At 71.5% G+C, this 15043-nt stretch carries 15 protein-coding genes; 8 read left to right on the top strand and 7 right to left on the bottom strand.

Features of this window, described 5'->3' with window-relative positions; all coding sequences use genetic code 11:
- Positions 1-46 precede the first annotated feature (46 nt).
- From AB0N03_RS32910 to AB0N03_RS32900, 3 genes are read left to right on the top strand one after another with little or no spacing between them, the layout of a single operon-like run.
- Entirely contained in the window at positions 47-700 is a 654-nt protein-coding gene (locus AB0N03_RS32910; RefSeq protein ID WP_364379793.1) for a GntR family transcriptional regulator, read from the top strand.
- On the top strand, positions 697-1200 hold the full coding sequence (locus tag AB0N03_RS32905) for a YfcE family phosphodiesterase (RefSeq protein ID WP_364379790.1): 504 nt from the start codon (positions 697-699) through the stop codon (positions 1198-1200). Before AB0N03_RS32910 ends, AB0N03_RS32905 begins: the two co-directional genes overlap by 4 nt.
- Positions 1201-1209: 9 nt before the next feature.
- Entirely contained in the window at positions 1210-2202 is a 993-nt protein-coding gene (locus tag AB0N03_RS32900) for a PHP domain-containing protein (protein WP_364379787.1), read from the top strand.
- Here AB0N03_RS32900 and AB0N03_RS32895 read toward each other — a convergent pair.
- From AB0N03_RS32895 to AB0N03_RS32885, 3 genes are all read right to left on the bottom strand, one after another.
- Positions 2186-2740 carry a L,D-transpeptidase family protein gene (locus AB0N03_RS32895; RefSeq protein ID WP_364379784.1) on the bottom strand — a complete coding sequence of 185 codons (555 nt, stop codon included), beginning with the start codon at positions 2738-2740 and terminating at the stop codon, positions 2186-2188. The two genes, AB0N03_RS32900 and AB0N03_RS32895, sit on opposite strands and share 17 nt — an antisense overlap.
- Entirely contained in the window at positions 2740-3585 is an 846-nt protein-coding gene (locus AB0N03_RS32890) for a chitosanase (RefSeq protein ID WP_364379781.1), read from the bottom strand. Before AB0N03_RS32890 ends, AB0N03_RS32895 begins: the two co-directional genes overlap by 1 nt.
- A gap of 268 nt (positions 3586-3853) precedes the next feature.
- Positions 3854-4444, bottom strand: a complete 591-nt coding sequence (locus tag AB0N03_RS32885; RefSeq protein ID WP_364379778.1) for a TetR/AcrR family transcriptional regulator — start codon at positions 4442-4444, stop codon at positions 3854-3856.
- Positions 4445-4511: 67 nt separating this feature from the next.
- On the opposite strand from AB0N03_RS32885, the gene AB0N03_RS32880 reads away from it, so the two are divergent.
- Positions 4512-5984 carry an NAD(P)/FAD-dependent oxidoreductase gene (locus AB0N03_RS32880; protein WP_364379776.1) on the top strand — a complete coding sequence of 491 codons (1473 nt, stop codon included), beginning with the start codon at positions 4512-4514 and terminating at the stop codon, positions 5982-5984.
- Here the strand turns inward: AB0N03_RS32880 and AB0N03_RS32875 are convergent.
- The 4 genes from AB0N03_RS32875 to AB0N03_RS32860 form a co-directional block, all read right to left on the bottom strand.
- Complete coding sequence (locus AB0N03_RS32875; protein WP_364379773.1) at positions 5957-6880, bottom strand: hypothetical protein; 924 nt, start codon at positions 6878-6880, stop codon at positions 5957-5959. The genes AB0N03_RS32880 and AB0N03_RS32875 overlap by 28 nt on opposite strands.
- Positions 6881-6958: 78 nt before the next feature.
- Positions 6959-9046: a M4 family metallopeptidase gene (locus AB0N03_RS32870; protein WP_364379770.1), complete on the bottom strand. Its 2088-nt coding sequence runs from the start codon at positions 9044-9046 to the stop codon at positions 6959-6961.
- 203 nt (positions 9047-9249) lie between these two features.
- Entirely contained in the window at positions 9250-10410 is a 1161-nt protein-coding gene (locus AB0N03_RS32865; protein WP_364379767.1) for a saccharopine dehydrogenase NADP-binding domain-containing protein, read from the bottom strand.
- 49 nt (positions 10411-10459) lie between these two features.
- On the bottom strand, positions 10460-11101 hold the full coding sequence (locus tag AB0N03_RS32860; RefSeq protein ID WP_364379764.1) for a GPP34 family phosphoprotein: 642 nt from the start codon (positions 11099-11101) through the stop codon (positions 10460-10462).
- Positions 11102-11275: 174 nt separating this feature from the next.
- Between AB0N03_RS32860 and AB0N03_RS32855 the strand changes: the two genes are divergently transcribed.
- The 4 genes from AB0N03_RS32855 to AB0N03_RS32840 all read left to right on the top strand — a co-directional run bounded on the left by AB0N03_RS32855 (position 11276) and on the right by AB0N03_RS32840 (position 14955).
- A complete protein-coding gene (locus AB0N03_RS32855; protein ID WP_364379762.1) occupies positions 11276-12739 on the top strand; it encodes an APC family permease in 1464 nt (487 codons plus the stop codon).
- Positions 12736-13299, top strand: a complete 564-nt coding sequence (locus AB0N03_RS32850) for a GNAT family N-acetyltransferase (protein WP_364379759.1) — start codon at positions 12736-12738, stop codon at positions 13297-13299. Before AB0N03_RS32855 ends, AB0N03_RS32850 begins: the two co-directional genes overlap by 4 nt.
- Before the next feature lie 47 nt (positions 13300-13346).
- The gene (locus AB0N03_RS32845) at positions 13347-14510 is read left to right on the top strand and encodes a lactate 2-monooxygenase (protein ID WP_364379756.1); all 1164 of its coding nucleotides are present in this window, start codon (positions 13347-13349) and stop codon (positions 14508-14510) included.
- 115 nt (positions 14511-14625) lie between these two features.
- Entirely contained in the window at positions 14626-14955 is a 330-nt protein-coding gene (locus AB0N03_RS32840; protein WP_364379753.1) for a hypothetical protein, read from the top strand.
- The last annotated feature ends 88 nt before the right edge of the window (positions 14956-15043 follow it).

Raw genomic sequence — 15043 nt, 5'->3', positions numbered from 1 at the left:
TCCGCCACCCGGAACCCCCGGAAGACACGCATGCGAGGGAGCGACCATGACCGGGACGTTCAGCTTGCCCGCCTCCCGGACCGAAGTGGTCCTGGAGGAGATCCGCCGCGGCATCCTCACCCGCGAGCTGGTGTCCGGCCAGCCGCTCGTCGAAGCGGAGCTGGCCGCGCGGCTCGGCGTGTCGAAGACGCCGGTGCGCGAGGCGCTCAAGGTGCTCTCCAACTCGGGCCTGGTGACGTTCAGCCCGTACAAGGGCGCGTCGGTGGTCACGGTCGACGCCGAGCTCGCGAAGTCCGTCTACGACGTGCGGATGGTCCTGGAACCGGAGGCCGTGCGCCGGACCGTCGAGCAGCGCGACACCGCGTTGCTCGAGGACGCGGCGGAGGCGCTGAAGGAAGCTTCGGTGGCCATCGCGGACAAGGACCAGGCCGCGCTCAGCCTGCTGAACCGCCGGTTCCACCGTGCCCTCTACCGCGGCTGCGGCAACCCGCTGCTGGTCTCGATCCTGGACGACCTGAAGGACCGCGCGGCGCTGATCAGCGTCGTCGGCTGGGAGGCCAACCCCAGCTGGAAGAAGGAGTGGACCGAGCACAAGGCGGTGCTCGCGGCGGCCAAGAAGGGCGACGCCGAAGGGGCCGCGTCGCTCCTCAAAGACCACATCGGCGGGTTCCTGGAGCGGGTCCTCAAGGCCATCGGATGAGGCTCCTGCTCATCTCGGACACGCACCTGCCGGCCCGCGCCCGCGCGCTGCCGGAGCCGGTGTGGGCCGAGGTGGTGGCGGCCGACGTCGTCGTGCACGCCGGCGACTGGGTCGAAGCGGGCCTGCTGGACGAGCTCGAAGCCCGCAGCAAGCGCCTGATCGGCGTCCACGGCAACAACGACGGCGCCGACCTGCGCGCGCGGCTCCCGGAGATCGCCCGGGCGGACCTCGACGGCCTCCGCCTGGCCGTGATCCACGAGACCGGCGCGAAGCAAGGCCGCGAGCAGCGGTGCGACGCGCAGTTCCCCGACACCGATGTGCTGGTCTTCGGACACAGCCACATCCCGTGGGACACGACGACGCCGGCGGGGCTGCGGCTGCTCAACCCCGGCTCGCCGACGGATCGCCGCCGCCAGCCGTTCTGCACGTACCAGACTGCCCGCGTCGAGAACGGCACGCTGAAGGACGTCGAGCTGCATCAACTGCCCCGGAGGGGGTAGACAGGTCCCATGGATCCGGCATGGGCCTTGCGGGAGATCGCGTTCCAGCTCGAACGCGCGGGAGAGCCGACCTACCGCGTCCGCGCGTTCCGGAACGCGGCCGCGACCGTCGACAAGACCGGCGCCGAGCAGCTGGCGCAGCTGGCGGAGAACGGCACGCTCACGTCGTTGCCCGGGATCGGGAAGGCCACCGCCGGCGTCATCGAGGACGCGCTGGCCGGGCGGGACCCGGCGTACCGGGAGAAGATCGTCGAGAAGGAGCTGCCCTCCGGCGAGCCGCTGCGGTCGGCGTTGCGCGGCGACTGCCACACGCACTCCGATTGGTCGGACGGCGGCAGTTCGATCGGCGAGATGGCCGTCGCGGGCCGGGACCTGGGCCACGAGTGGATGGTGCTGACCGACCACTCGCCGCGGCTGACCGTCGCGAACGGGCTTTCGCCGGAGCGGCTGCGGACGCAGATGCAGATCGTCGGACGCGCCAACGAGCTGATGGCGCCCTTCCGGCTGCTGCACGGCATCGAGGTCGACATCCTCGACGACGGCTCCCTCGACCAGGAAGAAGAACTGCTGGACCAGCTGGACTTCGTCGTCGCGAGCGTGCACTCGAAACTGCGGATGCCGTCGAAGGACATGACCCCGCGGATGCTCGCCGCGGTCCGGAACCCGCACGTCCGGGTGCTGGGACACTGCACCGGACGGCTGGTCGTCGGGCGCGGCCGTCCCGAGTCGGAGTTCGACGCCGAAGCCGTGTTCACCGCGTGCCGCGAGAACGGCGTCGCGGTCGAGATCAACTCGCGCCCGGAGCGGCTCGACCCGCCGATGAAGCTGCTGTGCCTGGCCGCGGAGCTCGGCTGCGAGTTCGCCATCGACAGCGACGCGCACGCGCCGGGCCAGCTCGACTGGCAGGGCTACGGCTGCGAGCGCGCGATCAAGGCGGGGATCGGACCGGAGCGGATCATCAACACCCGCCCGGCGGAGGAACTGCTCAGCCGATCTCGATGACGGGGTCCTTCGCCGGATCGAGCCAGCGCAGGAGGACTTCGAGGTCGGGTTTCGGGATCGCGACGCAGCCCGCGGTCGGCTCGCCGTCGGTGACGTGCAGGAAGAACGCCGAGCCGGCGCCGGGGACCACCGGGTCGCGGTTGTAGCCGATGACGACGGCGCGAGCGTAGGCCGGGCCGACCGCGCCGAGGTTCTCGCCGGCGGCCTCGTCGAACGGGCACGTGCCGGGAGCGCCGGAGAAAGGCGTGTTGTAGTAAGGAGATCCGACGTCGGACACCCACCAGTCCGACGTGGTGATTAAGCGGTAGGGCAGCCGGGTTCGTGCGGGCTCGGTGCCGAACGCCTCGGTCAGCGGCCACCGGCCGGCCGGGGTGCGCGCGGTCGATTCACTGGCCCGGCCGACGCCGTCCCGCCCGATCCACGCGGGGATCGGGCCGTGCACCCGGATCCGGTCGCCGCCGGTGTGCTCCCAGGCCGTGAGGACGGCGGTGGCCGCCGTCGCGTGCTCCGCGACGACGGCCACCACCTGCCTGCTCATCAGTTGATGGTGTAGGAATCCCCGTAGACCTTCCACTTGAGCGGGGTGTGCAGGTCGAAGTTGCCCGCGTTGAGGAACACCAGCTGCTCGGTGTCGACGCGGGACGTGTCGGAGTGCGCGTCCTCCTGCTTCATGATGACCTTGCGGGCGGCGAAGAACGCCTTGAGGTAGGTCGCCTCGTCGCCGCCCTGGGCCGGCGTCTTCGCCTTCTTCATCGCGGACTTGCGGATGCCGCCGAAGCTGTCGGAGCTGTCGCCGGGGCCGTGCATGACGATGGCGTCGTAGTAGGCGAACTGGCCGAGGTTGCTGAGGCCGTCGGACTTGCCCTGGCTCACCGTGGGGTTGAAGTAGACGCGGTCGCGTTCGCTGTTCTGGGCGTTCTGGAACGCGGTGGTGGCCGCGGCCTGCTTCCACGCGCTCTCGAACGCCGAGCCGAGCCCGCTGTGCGAGTCGGTGCCGTTCACCTTGCGCAGCGCGGGGAGGTACTTCGCCAGCGGGTTGTCCGGGACGGAGTCCGTGTACGCCTCGACGAGCTCGAGCATGTCGCCGGTGCCGGAACAGAACCCGATGATGCCCGCGGTGTAGCCACGGCCGTCACCGATGTCCTCGATGTACTTGTACTGCGCCTTCCAGTCCAGCGAGGAGTTTTCCGCGCTGGAGACCAGCTTCATCGCGATCTCCTTCTTCGCCGCGACCGAAAGGTCGCCGGTGGCGAGCACGGACGCGCTGCTCGCGGCCAGTGGCGCGGGTGCTGCCGAGGAGAGTGCGGGAGTGGTGATCACGAGGGCGGCGACGGAGGCCGCGCCGAGTGCGCCGATGAGGACCGGCCGCAACTTCTTGCTCATGGGGGAAAACCTTTCCGCGGGGTCGGCCGTGGGGGAGCACGGCCTTCGGGCATGGCGGACGAGGCCCGGAATTCGTCGGCCTTTCGGACGGCGCCTTCGGGGCATCGGGTGGTGCTGCGGCGTAGCGCCACGGTAGCGAAGGGTGAGGTGCTTCACAAGAGGCGGAAGATGTTCACGTTCCTGAACAGCGCGTTTCCGTCCTCAAAGGACTCGGATTCGGCAATTAGGTAAATCGGAGAAGGGAACACAGACTATTTCGAGCCGGTGCTCAGCGGGTCCCGGTGAAGATGCGCAGGACGTCCGGCAGCACGTTCACCGGGATCGTCGGGTCGATCGCCCGCTGGACGCCGAGACCGATGCCGAGGCTGAGCAACGCCGTCGCGGCGTCGTCGGCCGACATCGGGAGCGTGATCCCGAACCGCTCGGCGTACCCGGTGAGCAGGCCCGCGATGGTGTCGCGGATGGCCTTGTCGCGGGTAGCCAGTTCGGCGCGCACGTGCGGGTTGCGCCGGGCGTTCGTGGCGAACTCGACCTCCAGTGCGGTCCACGCCTCGTCGCCGATGCTGCGCTCGGCCCAGGTCTGGAGCGCGGCGAGCAGCCCGTCGATGCCGTCGGCGCCGACCAGCGCCGCGGCGACCAGTTCGACCTGTTCGTCGTGGATCCGGTCGAGCACCGCGAGGCAGAGCTCGTCCTTGTTGCGGAAGTTCGAGTACACCGCGCCCTTCGAGTACCCGGCTTCGTCCGCGACCTTCTCCAGCGACGTCAGGGAGTAGCCGTCGCGCAGGAAGAGCTGCTTGGCGGTCTCGATCAGCTGCTCGCGGGTGCGCGCCTGGCTTTCCGCGCGGGTGAGTCGGGCCATGGTGGCCACTTTAGCCAGGCCCGGAATCGGGGTGCCAACGGTATTGAGATACTGTTAGTCTCCGAAAATGGAACAACGCCACTTCGCGGTCCTCGTCATCGGTGCCGGGGCGTCCGGGCTCGGTGCGGCCATCCGGCTGGGCCAGGCCGGCGTCGACGACCTCGCCGTGCTGGAGAAGGCCGGCGCGCTCGGCGGGACCTGGCGCGACAACACCTACCCGGGCTGCGCCTGCGACGTCCCGTCCGCGCTGTACTCGTACTCGTTCGCGCCCAACCCCGGCTGGACGCGGGCGTTCGCGGGACAGGCCGAGATCCGTGCGTACCTGGCGGACACCGCGTCGCGGTTCGGGGTCACGGACAAGATCCGCTACGGCGTCGAGGTGACGCGGGCCCAGTGGACCGGTTCTTTGTGGGAGCTGGAGACGTCCCGCGGCCCGTACACCGCGCGGATCCTGGTCGCCGGCACCGGGCCGTGGCACGAGCCGCTGATCCCGGACCTGCCGGGGCTGCGCGACTTCCCGGGCGAGGTCTTCCACTCCGCGCGCTGGAACCACGACTACGACCTGGCGGGCCGGCGGGTCGCGGTGATCGGCACCGGCGCGTCGGCGGTGCAGTTCGTCCCGCGCATCGCGGGGGAAGTGGCGAGGCTGCACCTGTTCCAGCGCACGGCCCAGTGGGTGCTGCCGAAGCCGGACCACCACGTCCCCGGCGTCGAACGGTTCCTGCTGCGGCGGTTCCCGGCGGTGCAGCGGGCGTTGCGCAGTGCCGAATACGGGGCGATGGAGACGCTCGGGTTCGGGTTCCGGCACCCGTGGCTGCTGCGGCAGGTGCAGAAGATCGGGCTGGCGCACCTGCGGCTGGCGGTGCGGGATCCCGCGCTGCGCGGTGCGTTGACGCCGGACTACACACTCGGCTGCAAGCGGCTCCTGATGTCCAACACCTACTATCCTTCGTTGACCAAATCCCATGTGGACGTTCACCCGACGGCGGTGCGCGCGGTCGACGGACGCCGGGTGCTCGGCGCGGACGGTTCGGCGGCCGAGGTCGACGCGATCGTCTTCGGGACGGGCTTCCACATCCTCGACATGCCGGTGTCTTCGCGGGTCTTCGACGCCGACGGCCGCAGCCTCGACGACCACTGGAAGGGCAGCCCGCAGGCGTACGCGGGGACGACGGTGGCCGGGTTCCCGAACCTGTACCTGCTGCTGGGGCCGAGCCTGGGGACCGGGCACTCGTCGGCGTTCATGATCCTGGAGGCTCAGGTGAAGCACACGGTTTCGGCGGTGACCCGGACTTTGCGCTCGGGGTGGGCGTCGGTGTCGGTGCGTCCTGAGGCACAGGCCGCGTTCAACGCGGAGGTGCAGGCCGCGCTGCCGGGGACGGTGTACCAGTCCGGCGGGTGTTCGAGCTACTACACGGATGTCAACGGGCGCAACAGTTTCAGCTGGCCTTTCTCGACAGGACGGCTGCGCTCGACGGTGGGTTCATTCGACGAGGCGGACTACGAGATCGGTCAGTCCCACTCCCAGCACATGCCGTAGACGCCCGGCTGGGCGTCGAGCACCGCGATGTGGCTCGTCGAGCTCGGCCCGACCGGCAGCTCCGGCCGGTCCGCGGCCGGCCCGCCCTCGTGCGGCCGGTGATAGCGGTAACACCGCGCCGGTACCGCCGCCGGGTCGAAGCACGCCTGCAGGACGATCTGCCGGGCCGGGGCCCGCACGCCGAACTGCAGGTAGCTCGTCTCCGGGGGCGTTCCGTCGTAGCCGAACTCGAAGTCGAACACGTACGTCTCGCCCGCCCGCAGCGGGTAGTCGAAGCGCAGCTCCAGCGCCACCAGCTCGGAATCCGCGTCGCGGCGGACGCGGCCCGGGCGGCAGCAGCGCGCCGAGCGCAGCACCGGCTGGTGGCCGCCGCCGTGCTGGGGGCGGAAGAACGACACCCAGCGGTCGACGCCGTCCGCGCGGCTGGTCACCACCAGTTCCGTGCGCACCGACCGCTCGGTGCGGTCCGCGCCCAGCGTCGCCCGCTGGTGCACCGACGCCAGCGCCAGCCGCGCGTTGCCGTCGAGGTCGATGCCGTCGCACGACGCGAGCTCCGTCGGCTCGGAGCCGAGCGCGCTGGCCAGGCTGACCCCACCCGGCCACGGCTCGGCGGAACGCACCCGCGGCCGCGCGACGAGCCGGGTCAACGCCTCGGCGGGCAGGCCGAGGCAGCCTTCGGCCACGCCCACCGCGTGCAGCGAACGGTGTCCTTCGGGGTGCCGCCGGCCGCGGCGCCAGTAGCTCAGCGTCGCGAGGCTGACGTGGGCGCCCCGGCTCGCCATCCGCCGCTGCAGGGCCTCCAGGCTCAGCCCGTGGTGCCGGATCACCAGGTCGAAGGCCACCTCGAACGGTCCTTCCCGGACCGCCGCGGCGACTTCCGCGGAGAACGCTTCCATTCGGGTAAGCATGAATACCGGACGCGGCCGGCGCAACGAGGCCTGCCACCAAAGTAGGGGGCAGGCCTCGTCGGGGGATCAGCTGACCGTGACCGCCGTGTCGTCCACGGCGAACGACGTCTGCAGCGACTGGTCCTCCGTCCCGGCGAACTTCAGCGTGATCGTCTGGCCGGCGTACGAAGACAGGTCCAGCGTCTTCTGCGCGTAGGCCGAGTTCCGGTCGAGGTTCGAGTACGTCGCCAGCGTCGTCGAACCGGCGGACACGACGAGCTTGTCGTACGCGACGTCCTCGGTCTCGGCCGTCCACACGCGCAGCCAGAAGGTCAGGCTCGCCCGGCAGCCGGCGGGGATGGTGACCGATTGCGTGAGCGTGTCCGTGTGCGCCGAACCCCGGCCGCCGAGCCAGGAGTCGTAGCTGCCCGAGCGCGCCGGCGCCTGGCCGGCCCACTGGCCGATCGTCGTGTTCGGGTCGGTCCACGACGCCTTGCCCGACTCGAAGCCCGGGTTCTGCACCAGCTGGCCACCGCACCCGCCCGGGGGAGTGGTGGGGGTGGTCGTCGGCGGCGTGGTCGTGGTGGTCGGCGGCGTGCCGGTGCACGTCGGCTCGCCGGACTGCGCCGGGACGCTCACCGCGTTCCACGCCGCCTTCACGGCGTCGAACTCGGTGCAGCTGTCCGGGTACAGGTTCTTCGCGGCCTGCAGCGTCCACGTCCGGTACCGCAGGTAGGTGCTGCCGGACGTCTTCAGCTGCACCGCGCCGTGCATGATGTTGATCGCCTTGCGGATGCCGAGGCCGGCCACCGTGCTGCCGTTGCACGTGGAGCTGGCCGGCTGCCCGTTCGCCGGGTTGCTGCCCTCGGCCAGCAGGTAGAACCAGTGGTCGCCGGGCCCGGCCGCCTTGTGCACCTCGGCGTTCGGGGTCGAGCTGGAGTAGCAGCTCGGGTCGCCGACCTTCGACGGGTCGTACATGTAGCGGATCGCGCCGGTGCCGACCAGGTTGACTTCCTCGCCGATCGCGTAGTCCGGCGGGTCGTACTGGGACGGCTCGTTCGCGTAGAACTCCGTCGCGGTGCCGAAGGTGTCGGCGATGAACTCCTGCGTGCCGCCGCCGGAGAAGCCGCCGGAGCCGGAGTAGTCGTCGACGCCGTGGCCCATCTCGTGGCCGAGGATGTCGAGCGAGCCGACCCACTCGCCGCTCGGGTTGTGGCCGAGGTTCACGTACGCGGGCCGGGAGCTGTAGTAGTACGCGTTCTCGTCGTCGAGGCCGACGCGGATCTTCCACGCGCCGCCGTTGCCGGTGAAGCCGTTGCGGCCCACCCACTCCGACAGCATCTTCTTTTCGGTCTGCGCGACGAACAGCGCGTCGGCGCAGCCGGTCTCGATGTTCGTGCCGGTGCCGTTGCCCCAGCTGTCGTCCGATCCGGTGAGGACGGTGTCGGAGTTGTAGGTGCGGCAGTCCAGGTTGGCCGTGTTCGGGTCGGCCATCGAGTACGTGCTGCCGGACTTGGTCGTGTTCAGCGGCAGCGGCGACGGCCCGTTCCACTTGCCGGTGCCGGTGCCCGCGGCGACGTGCTGCACGGTCCGCAGCACCCGGCCGTCCACGGCGTCGACGTAGACGCTCAGGCTGCTCGGCTCGCCGTGCTCGTCGGTGCCTTCGACGTTGCTCTCGTACGCGAGGCGCCCAGTGCCGTCGGCGACGACGACGAGCTTGCCGCCGGGCAGGCTCTTCGGGCCGCGGACCTGCTTGCGTGCCACGGCTTCGGCTTGCGCGGCGGTGAGCTTCGCGCCGTGGACGTCGAGGTCGCCGAGCGTCTGTTCCTGTGCGACGGAGGTGGTCTTCACGGTGCCGGCGGCGTCGGTGGCGATGACCAGGTCGCCGCCGACCACGGGCACGCCGTCGTAGGTGCGGTCGTAGACGACGTACGACAGCCCGGCCGCCGAACGCACGTCACGCTGGACGAACTTGTCGTGCGCCCCGGCGTGGAGGGCGGCGGGCCGGGCGTTGACGAGCCCGGCCGCGGCGCTCGTGGCGTTGGCCTGGGCCTGTGCGGCGGACGGCGGTGGCTCGGGGGCGGGCTGCGCGGGCGCGGCGACGGCGATGCCGACCACCACCATGCCCGCCGCCGTCGCTCCGCCGAGCGCGGCGAACCGTTGGGGCAATCTCATGACGCTCCTTGCGAAAACGCGATGGGGGAAGGGAGAACCCGATCGACGCTAACCGCGGCCGAGGAGCGGCAGAAGATTCATCACAGCGGCAAACTTTCACGCTGCGGCACTGTGAAAGCGTGAAAACCGAGGTCGCGAATGACTCATTCGGGACCTCCGGCGCCGCGAATGAGTCATTCGCGACGCCGGGGGCGCGCCGGCGGTCAGAGGGTGGCGAACCGCATCCCGGCTTTCGTGAGGCGGTCGATCAGCACGTCGCCCATCGCGGTCGCCGTGGTCACCTGGCCCGCCGTTTCCGGGAGCTCGTCCGTCGCGAGGCACAACGCCGATTCCGCGAGCATCTTCGCCGTTTCGTCGTAGCCGGGGTCGCCGCCGGACACCTCCGTCACGACCCGTGAACCGCCGCCTTCGCCGATGAACCGCACCGAGAACCACGACCGGGCCCGGCGTTCGGGGCTCGGCCCGTTGCCGGGCGCCAGCAGGCGGGAAAGCCCGCGCCGCGCCGGCGGCACCTGGGCGGCCGCGAACAGCGCGCCGACCCCGAGCGCGCCGCCCGCCAGCACCGGCAGGTGCTTGACCGCGGCGAAGTGCCGGTAGGTGAAGTCCGGTCCGTAGCGCTCGGACGCGGCCGCCGACCGGCGGACGACCTCGGGGTCGATCGTCGGCAGCGGCACGGCCCACCAACCCGGTTCGGCGACCCGGTGCGGGCGGCCGAGCGGCGCGTGGGCGAACCGTCCGGCCGGCCGCGGCTCGGCGGCCGCCCGCTCGCGCGCGACCCGGGCGCCCGCCGGGAGCCGGGACATGACGGTCAGCGCGCTGAGGAACGTGCCGCCCGAGGGCATCCCGCTCGCCCGGACGTAGCCGTCGATCTTCAGCGGCACGCCCTCAGGCAGCTGCTTCACGGTGAAGTACGCGCCGAGGTCGTGCGGGATGGAGTCGAAGCCGCACGCGTGCACCAGGCGGGCGCCGGTTTCGCGGGCCCGCCGGTCGTGCGCGAGGTACATGCGGTCGACGAACTCGGGCTCGCCGGTCAGGTCGACGTAGTCGGTGCCGGCCTCGGCGCACGCCGCCACCAGCGGCTCGCCCTGGGTGAGGTACGGGCCGACGGTCGTGATCACCACCTTCGTGGCCTCCGCGACGGCTCGCAGCGACGCCGGGTCGCCGGAGTCGGCGACGAGCAGGTCGAGCTCGGCGAACCGGTCGTCGATCCCGGCGAGCCGCGCCCGGACGGCTTCGAGCTTGCCCCGGTTGCGGCCGGCCAGGGCCCAGCGCAGGTCCGCGGGAGCGTGGCGGGCGAGGTATTCGGCCGTCAGCCCGCCGGTGAACCCGGTGGCGCCGAACAGGACCACGTCGTGCGCGCGCATGTCTCCTCCTGGGGACGTCGACGGCGGACGCGCCCAGGTTACCCGCCGGTCACTTCCGGTCGCCGGTGTAGACGACGGCCGCCGCCACCGCCGCGACGCCGCTGATCACGTCGGAGATGCGCCGCGGCAGGGCGTGGTGGGTGTCGGCCATCCACTCCCGCACCTGCGCCCGGCCGAGTTCCGGCTCGCACAGGTCGTCGACGCCCGCGGTCCAGGCCAGCAGCGCCAGGCACGCCGCGTGCGGGTCGGGCCGGTCGATGCCGAACACGGCCGCGCGCGCCTTGCTGCGCGCCGCCGTCGACACCAGCAGGTCCTTCGGCGGGTAGCGGTGCCGTCGCCGCAGGAGCGCCCGTTCGGGGGTCCGCCGGACGAGCCCGAGCGCGACGAGGTTGTCGGCGGCGACCGACGGCAGTTCCCCGCGCAGGTGGTCCACCCAGTCGCGCACGCTGTGCCGTCCCGTTTCCGAAACGATTTCGGAAAACACGTGATCGGCGGTCGGAATACCCGGCGGCCGGCCCGCGATCGCGCGCACCTTCCGCTCTTCGACCGTGATCCGGTCGGTGAAGAGCAGATCGCACAACGCGGCGCCGGCGAGACCGATGCCCAGCGACGTCCGGCTCAGCGACGGGCGGCCGGTGAACTCGTCGTGCCCGAGGAAGAAGAAGGAATCGACCAAGGTGAGCCGGCGCATGACGGAAAAAGGCCCCCTGGGCGGTCGCGGTGAGGATGCCGAAGATAGCGGTCCGGCTTCATCGGGCTTTCGGAGCCGTCACGGTTTACCCCGAACGGACGTACCGTCGCCGGTGGCCGACCCCCTACTCTGGGGCGCCGCCGCCAAGATCACCTACGGCGCGGGGGAAGGTTCATGGGTACCCAGTCACCGGGGCGCGGCCTCGGAAAGAGGCGGCTCGGCGCCGCTCAGATCGTCTTCTTCGTCGTCGCGGCGGCCGGCCCGTTGTACGCGATCGCCGGCGGGGTCTCGGCGACCTACGCGGTAACAGGCAGCGTCGGCGTGCCGCTGTCGTTCGTCCTGCTGGCCCCGGTGCTCGCGCTGTTCGGCGTCGGGTACGCCGCGATGAGCCGGTACATCACGAACGCCGGTGCCTTCTACCCCTACGTGGCGCACGGGATCGGGCGGTCCGCGGGCACCGCCGTCGCGTACGTGACGGTGCTTGCCTACAGCTCCATCCAGACCGGCGTCTTCGGCCTGTTCGGACTTTCCGTGTCCACCTGGCTGAACACGACGTTCGGCTGGCACCTGCCGTGGTGGCCGATCGGGCTGCTGATGGTGCTGGTCGTCGGTGCCGGCGGCGTGCTGCGGATCGACCTCAACGCGAAGGTGCTCGGCGTCGCGCTCGGCCTCGAGGTCGTGGTGCTCGTCGTCTTGAACGTCGGGATGTTCAGCCACCCGGCCGGGGGATCCGTTTCGCTCGTCCCGCTCGAGCCGTCCAGCCTGTTCACGGCGGGTGTCGGGGCCGTTTTCGCTTTCTCCATCGCGGTTTTCGTCGGCTTCGAAGGCGCCGCCACCTACGGCGAGGAGTGCCGCGACCCGCGCCGGACGGTCGGGCGCGCGACGTTCATCGCGATCGGCCTGACCGCGGTGCTCTACGTCGTCTCCTCGCTCGGGATGGCGGTCGCGACCGGTCCGGACCACATCGCCGAGCGCGCCACCGCCGAGGGACCGGGCCTGCTGTTCGGGCTCGGCGGGCAGTACCTCGGCACGGCGTTCGCCGACACGGCGTACGTGCTCTTCCTGACCAGCCAGTGCGCCGCGCTGCTGAGCCTCCACAACGCCGTCGCGCGGTACTTCTTCGCGCTGGGCCGGGAAGGGCTGCTGCCGGAGGGCTTCAGCCGGACCAGCAAGCGCACCGGCGCGCCGATCGGCGGCTCGCTGGTCCAGACGTCGATCGGGATCGTCGTCGTCGCGGTCTTCGCGCTGGCCGGGCGCGACCCGTTCACCGATCTCTTCACCTGGACCGGCGTCACCGCCTCGACGGGCGTCACGATCATCATGATCGCGGTTTCGCTCTCGGTCATCGGGTTCTTCCGCCGCCGTCCCGGCCGGGAGACGTGGTGGCGGCGCTTCGGCGCGCCCGCGCTCGCGGCGGTGACGCTGACCGCGATCCTGGTGCTGATCATCGTCAACTTCGACGTCCTGCTCGGCCCGGCGGGCTCGATCCCGCTGCTGCGCTGGGGCCTGCCGGGGCTGCTGGTGCTCGCCGGCCTCGTCGGCTTCCTGCGGGCCGAGGCGCTGCGCACCCGGCGTCCGGACGTCTACGCGGGGATCGGCGGCCCGCTCCGGGACGACGAACTCGTGGAGACGTCGTGAGCGACGTCCGCGCCGCCGATCCGTCCGAAGTGGACACGGTGATCGGGATCCTGGTCGAGGCGTTCCAGGACGACCCGATGAGCCGCTGGGTGTTCCCGGACGACGAGCGCCGCCGGGCCGTCTCGCACCCCGCGTTCTTCGGCGCGCTCCTCGAAGCCGGCTTCGCGACCGGGCACGTCGACGTGACCGAGGACCACGCGGCGGCGGTGATCTGGCTCCCCGCAGGCGGGGACGACGAGCCGGTGGAAGGGCTCGAGCCGGCCGAAGCGGACCGGCTCGGTGCCCTGCTCGGCCTGATGGCCGCCGTCGAACCGGCGGGACCGCTCTGGCACGCGCAGTTCATCGGCGTCCGGCCCGGGCTCCAGGGCCGGGGCATCGGCGGGCAACTAATGCGCCACGGCCTCGCCCGAGCCGACGCCGAGGGCGTGCCCACCTACCTGGAGGCCAGCTCGCCGGACAGCACGCGGCTCTACCGGCGGCTCGGCTTCCGCGACCACGGGCCCGCGTTCCACCCGCCCGGCGGGCCGCCGATGCAGCCGATGCGGCGTGCTCCGGCCTGAGCCGTTACCGACGAGTACAGTGCGCGTTCGAACGCGAGGAGGAAGCCGTGACCGAACGCTTCGGCAGCTACCAGAACGAGCTCTACCTGCAGGGACTCGGTGGGGTGCTGCCGCCGTGCTCGACCGACGCGACGAAGCTCGAAGCGTCGGCCCGCGAGGTCATGGCGCCCGGTCCGTTCTCCTACGTCGCGGGCTCGGCCGGCTCCGGGGCGACCGCCCGCGCCAACCGCGAGGCGTTCGACCGCTGGCGCGTGGTGCCGCGGATGCTGACCGGCGCCACCGACCGCGACCTCTCGACCACGGTGCTCGGCACCCGGCTGGCCGCGCCGGTGGCCGTCGCGCCCGTCGGCGTCCAGTCGATCGTCCACCCCGACGCCGAGTCCGCGACCGCCCGCGCCGCCGCCTCGGTGGGGCTCCCGTTCATCCTGTCCACGGCGTCCTCGACCGGCATCGAGGACGCCGCCGCGGCCAACGGCGACGGCCCGCGCTGGTTCCAGCTGTACTGGCCCGGCGACCCGGACGTCTGCGCGAGTCTCCTGGCCCGGGCGAAGGCGGCCGGCTTCACGGCGCTGGTCGTCACGCTCGACACGTGGACGCTGGCCTGGCGACCGTCCGATCTGGACCAGTCCTACCTGCCGTTCCTGCAGGGTGAGGGCCTCGCCGTCCCGTTCACGGACCCCGTGTTCCTGTCCCGGCTGGAGAAGACGCCGGAGGAAGACCGCGGCACGGCGATCCTGACCTGGATCGGCATGATCACCGGCACCGACCGGACCTGGGACCAGCTGCCGTTCCTGCGCGAGCACTGGGACGGCCCGATCGTGCTCAAGGGCATCCAGCACGTCGCCGACGCGCGCCGCGCGGCCGAGGCCGGAATGGACGGCATCGTCGTCTCCAACCACGGCGGCCGCCAGGTCGACGGCGCGATCGGCGCTCTGGAAGCGCTGCCCGGCATCGTCGCGGCGGTCGGCGACCGCATCGAGGTGCTCTTCGACTCGGGCATCCGCACCGGCGCGGACGTGCTGAAGGCGATCGCGCTGGGCGCGCGGGCGGTGCTGGTGGGCCGCCCGTGGGTGTACGGCCTGGCGCACGCGGGCGAGGACGGCGTCCGCCACGTGCTGCGGAGCCTGCTGGCCGACTTCGACCTGACCATGGGACTTTCCGGCCACCGCACCCTCGCCGACCTGGGCCCGGACTCGCTCCAGCGGACGTGAGGTAACAAAACGGGAAAACCGGGGACAGCCCGGGAACCGGTCGCTACTGTTCGAGTCCCATTGCGGGCCGTCGGGGCGGCCGGCTCCTGTTTCCGTTTCCCGTTGGGGGTTTTCCGTGTCTTCGATCATGATGCGCATCGGCATCCTGTTCGCCGTCCTCGGCTTCGGCTCGCTCGTCCTCGAGCAGTTCGACTACGAGTTCCGGCTCCTGTCCTGGGCGACCGACATGCAGCCCGGCTTCGGCATCGTGCTGGGCGTCGTCGGCCTCGCGCTGATCGGTGGTTCGGTGGCGATGAGCCGCGCCAAGTCCGCGCCGCAGCCGCAGCAGCAGTTCGCCCAGCAGCCGCCGGCGCCGGGCCAGCAGTTCCCGGGCCAGCAGCAGTACCCGGGTCAGGCCCAGGCGCCGCAGCAGCAGTACCCGCAGCAGCCCGGCCAGCAGGGCTGACGCTCGTCCCGAGCGCCCCAATGTGGCCTTGGTTGCGTTCAACGCACCCAAGGGCCCCTTCGGTGCGTTGAACGCAACCAAGGCCACA

The organism is Amycolatopsis sp. NPDC051061 (genome assembly GCF_040682935.1).
GTDB lineage: Bacteria > Actinomycetota > Actinomycetes > Mycobacteriales > Pseudonocardiaceae > Amycolatopsis.
Note: the sequence above shows the minus strand (reverse complement) of the source record. Positions and strands in the feature narration are given on the sequence as shown.

Excerpts from the sequence above, each read along its gene's own strand:
- AB0N03_RS32900 (WP_364379787.1), top strand. The coding sequence starts at position 1,210 with ATGGATCCGGCATGGGCCTTGCGGGAGATCGCGTTCCAGCTCGAACGC.
- AB0N03_RS32875 (WP_364379773.1), bottom strand. The coding sequence starts at position 6,880 with ATGGAAGCGTTCTCCGCGGAAGTCGCCGCGGCGGTCCGGGAAGGACCG.
- AB0N03_RS32855 (WP_364379762.1), top strand. The coding sequence starts at position 11,276 with ATGGGTACCCAGTCACCGGGGCGCGGCCTCGGAAAGAGGCGGCTCGGC.
- AB0N03_RS32860 (WP_364379764.1), bottom strand. The coding sequence starts at position 11,101 with ATGCGCCGGCTCACCTTGGTCGATTCCTTCTTCTTCCTCGGGCACGAC.
- AB0N03_RS32885 (WP_364379778.1), bottom strand. The coding sequence starts at position 4,444 with ATGGCCCGACTCACCCGCGCGGAAAGCCAGGCGCGCACCCGCGAGCAG.
- AB0N03_RS32890 (WP_364379781.1), bottom strand. The coding sequence starts at position 3,585 with ATGAGCAAGAAGTTGCGGCCGGTCCTCATCGGCGCACTCGGCGCGGCC.
- AB0N03_RS32865 (WP_364379767.1), bottom strand. The coding sequence starts at position 10,410 with ATGCGCGCGCACGACGTGGTCCTGTTCGGCGCCACCGGGTTCACCGGC.
- AB0N03_RS32910 (WP_364379793.1), top strand. The coding sequence starts at position 47 with ATGACCGGGACGTTCAGCTTGCCCGCCTCCCGGACCGAAGTGGTCCTG.
- AB0N03_RS32880 (WP_364379776.1), top strand. The coding sequence starts at position 4,512 with ATGGAACAACGCCACTTCGCGGTCCTCGTCATCGGTGCCGGGGCGTCC.
- AB0N03_RS32870 (WP_364379770.1), bottom strand. The coding sequence starts at position 9,046 with ATGAGATTGCCCCAACGGTTCGCCGCGCTCGGCGGAGCGACGGCGGCG.
- AB0N03_RS32905 (WP_364379790.1), top strand. The coding sequence starts at position 697 with ATGAGGCTCCTGCTCATCTCGGACACGCACCTGCCGGCCCGCGCCCGC.
- AB0N03_RS32895 (WP_364379784.1), bottom strand. The coding sequence starts at position 2,740 with ATGAGCAGGCAGGTGGTGGCCGTCGTCGCGGAGCACGCGACGGCGGCC.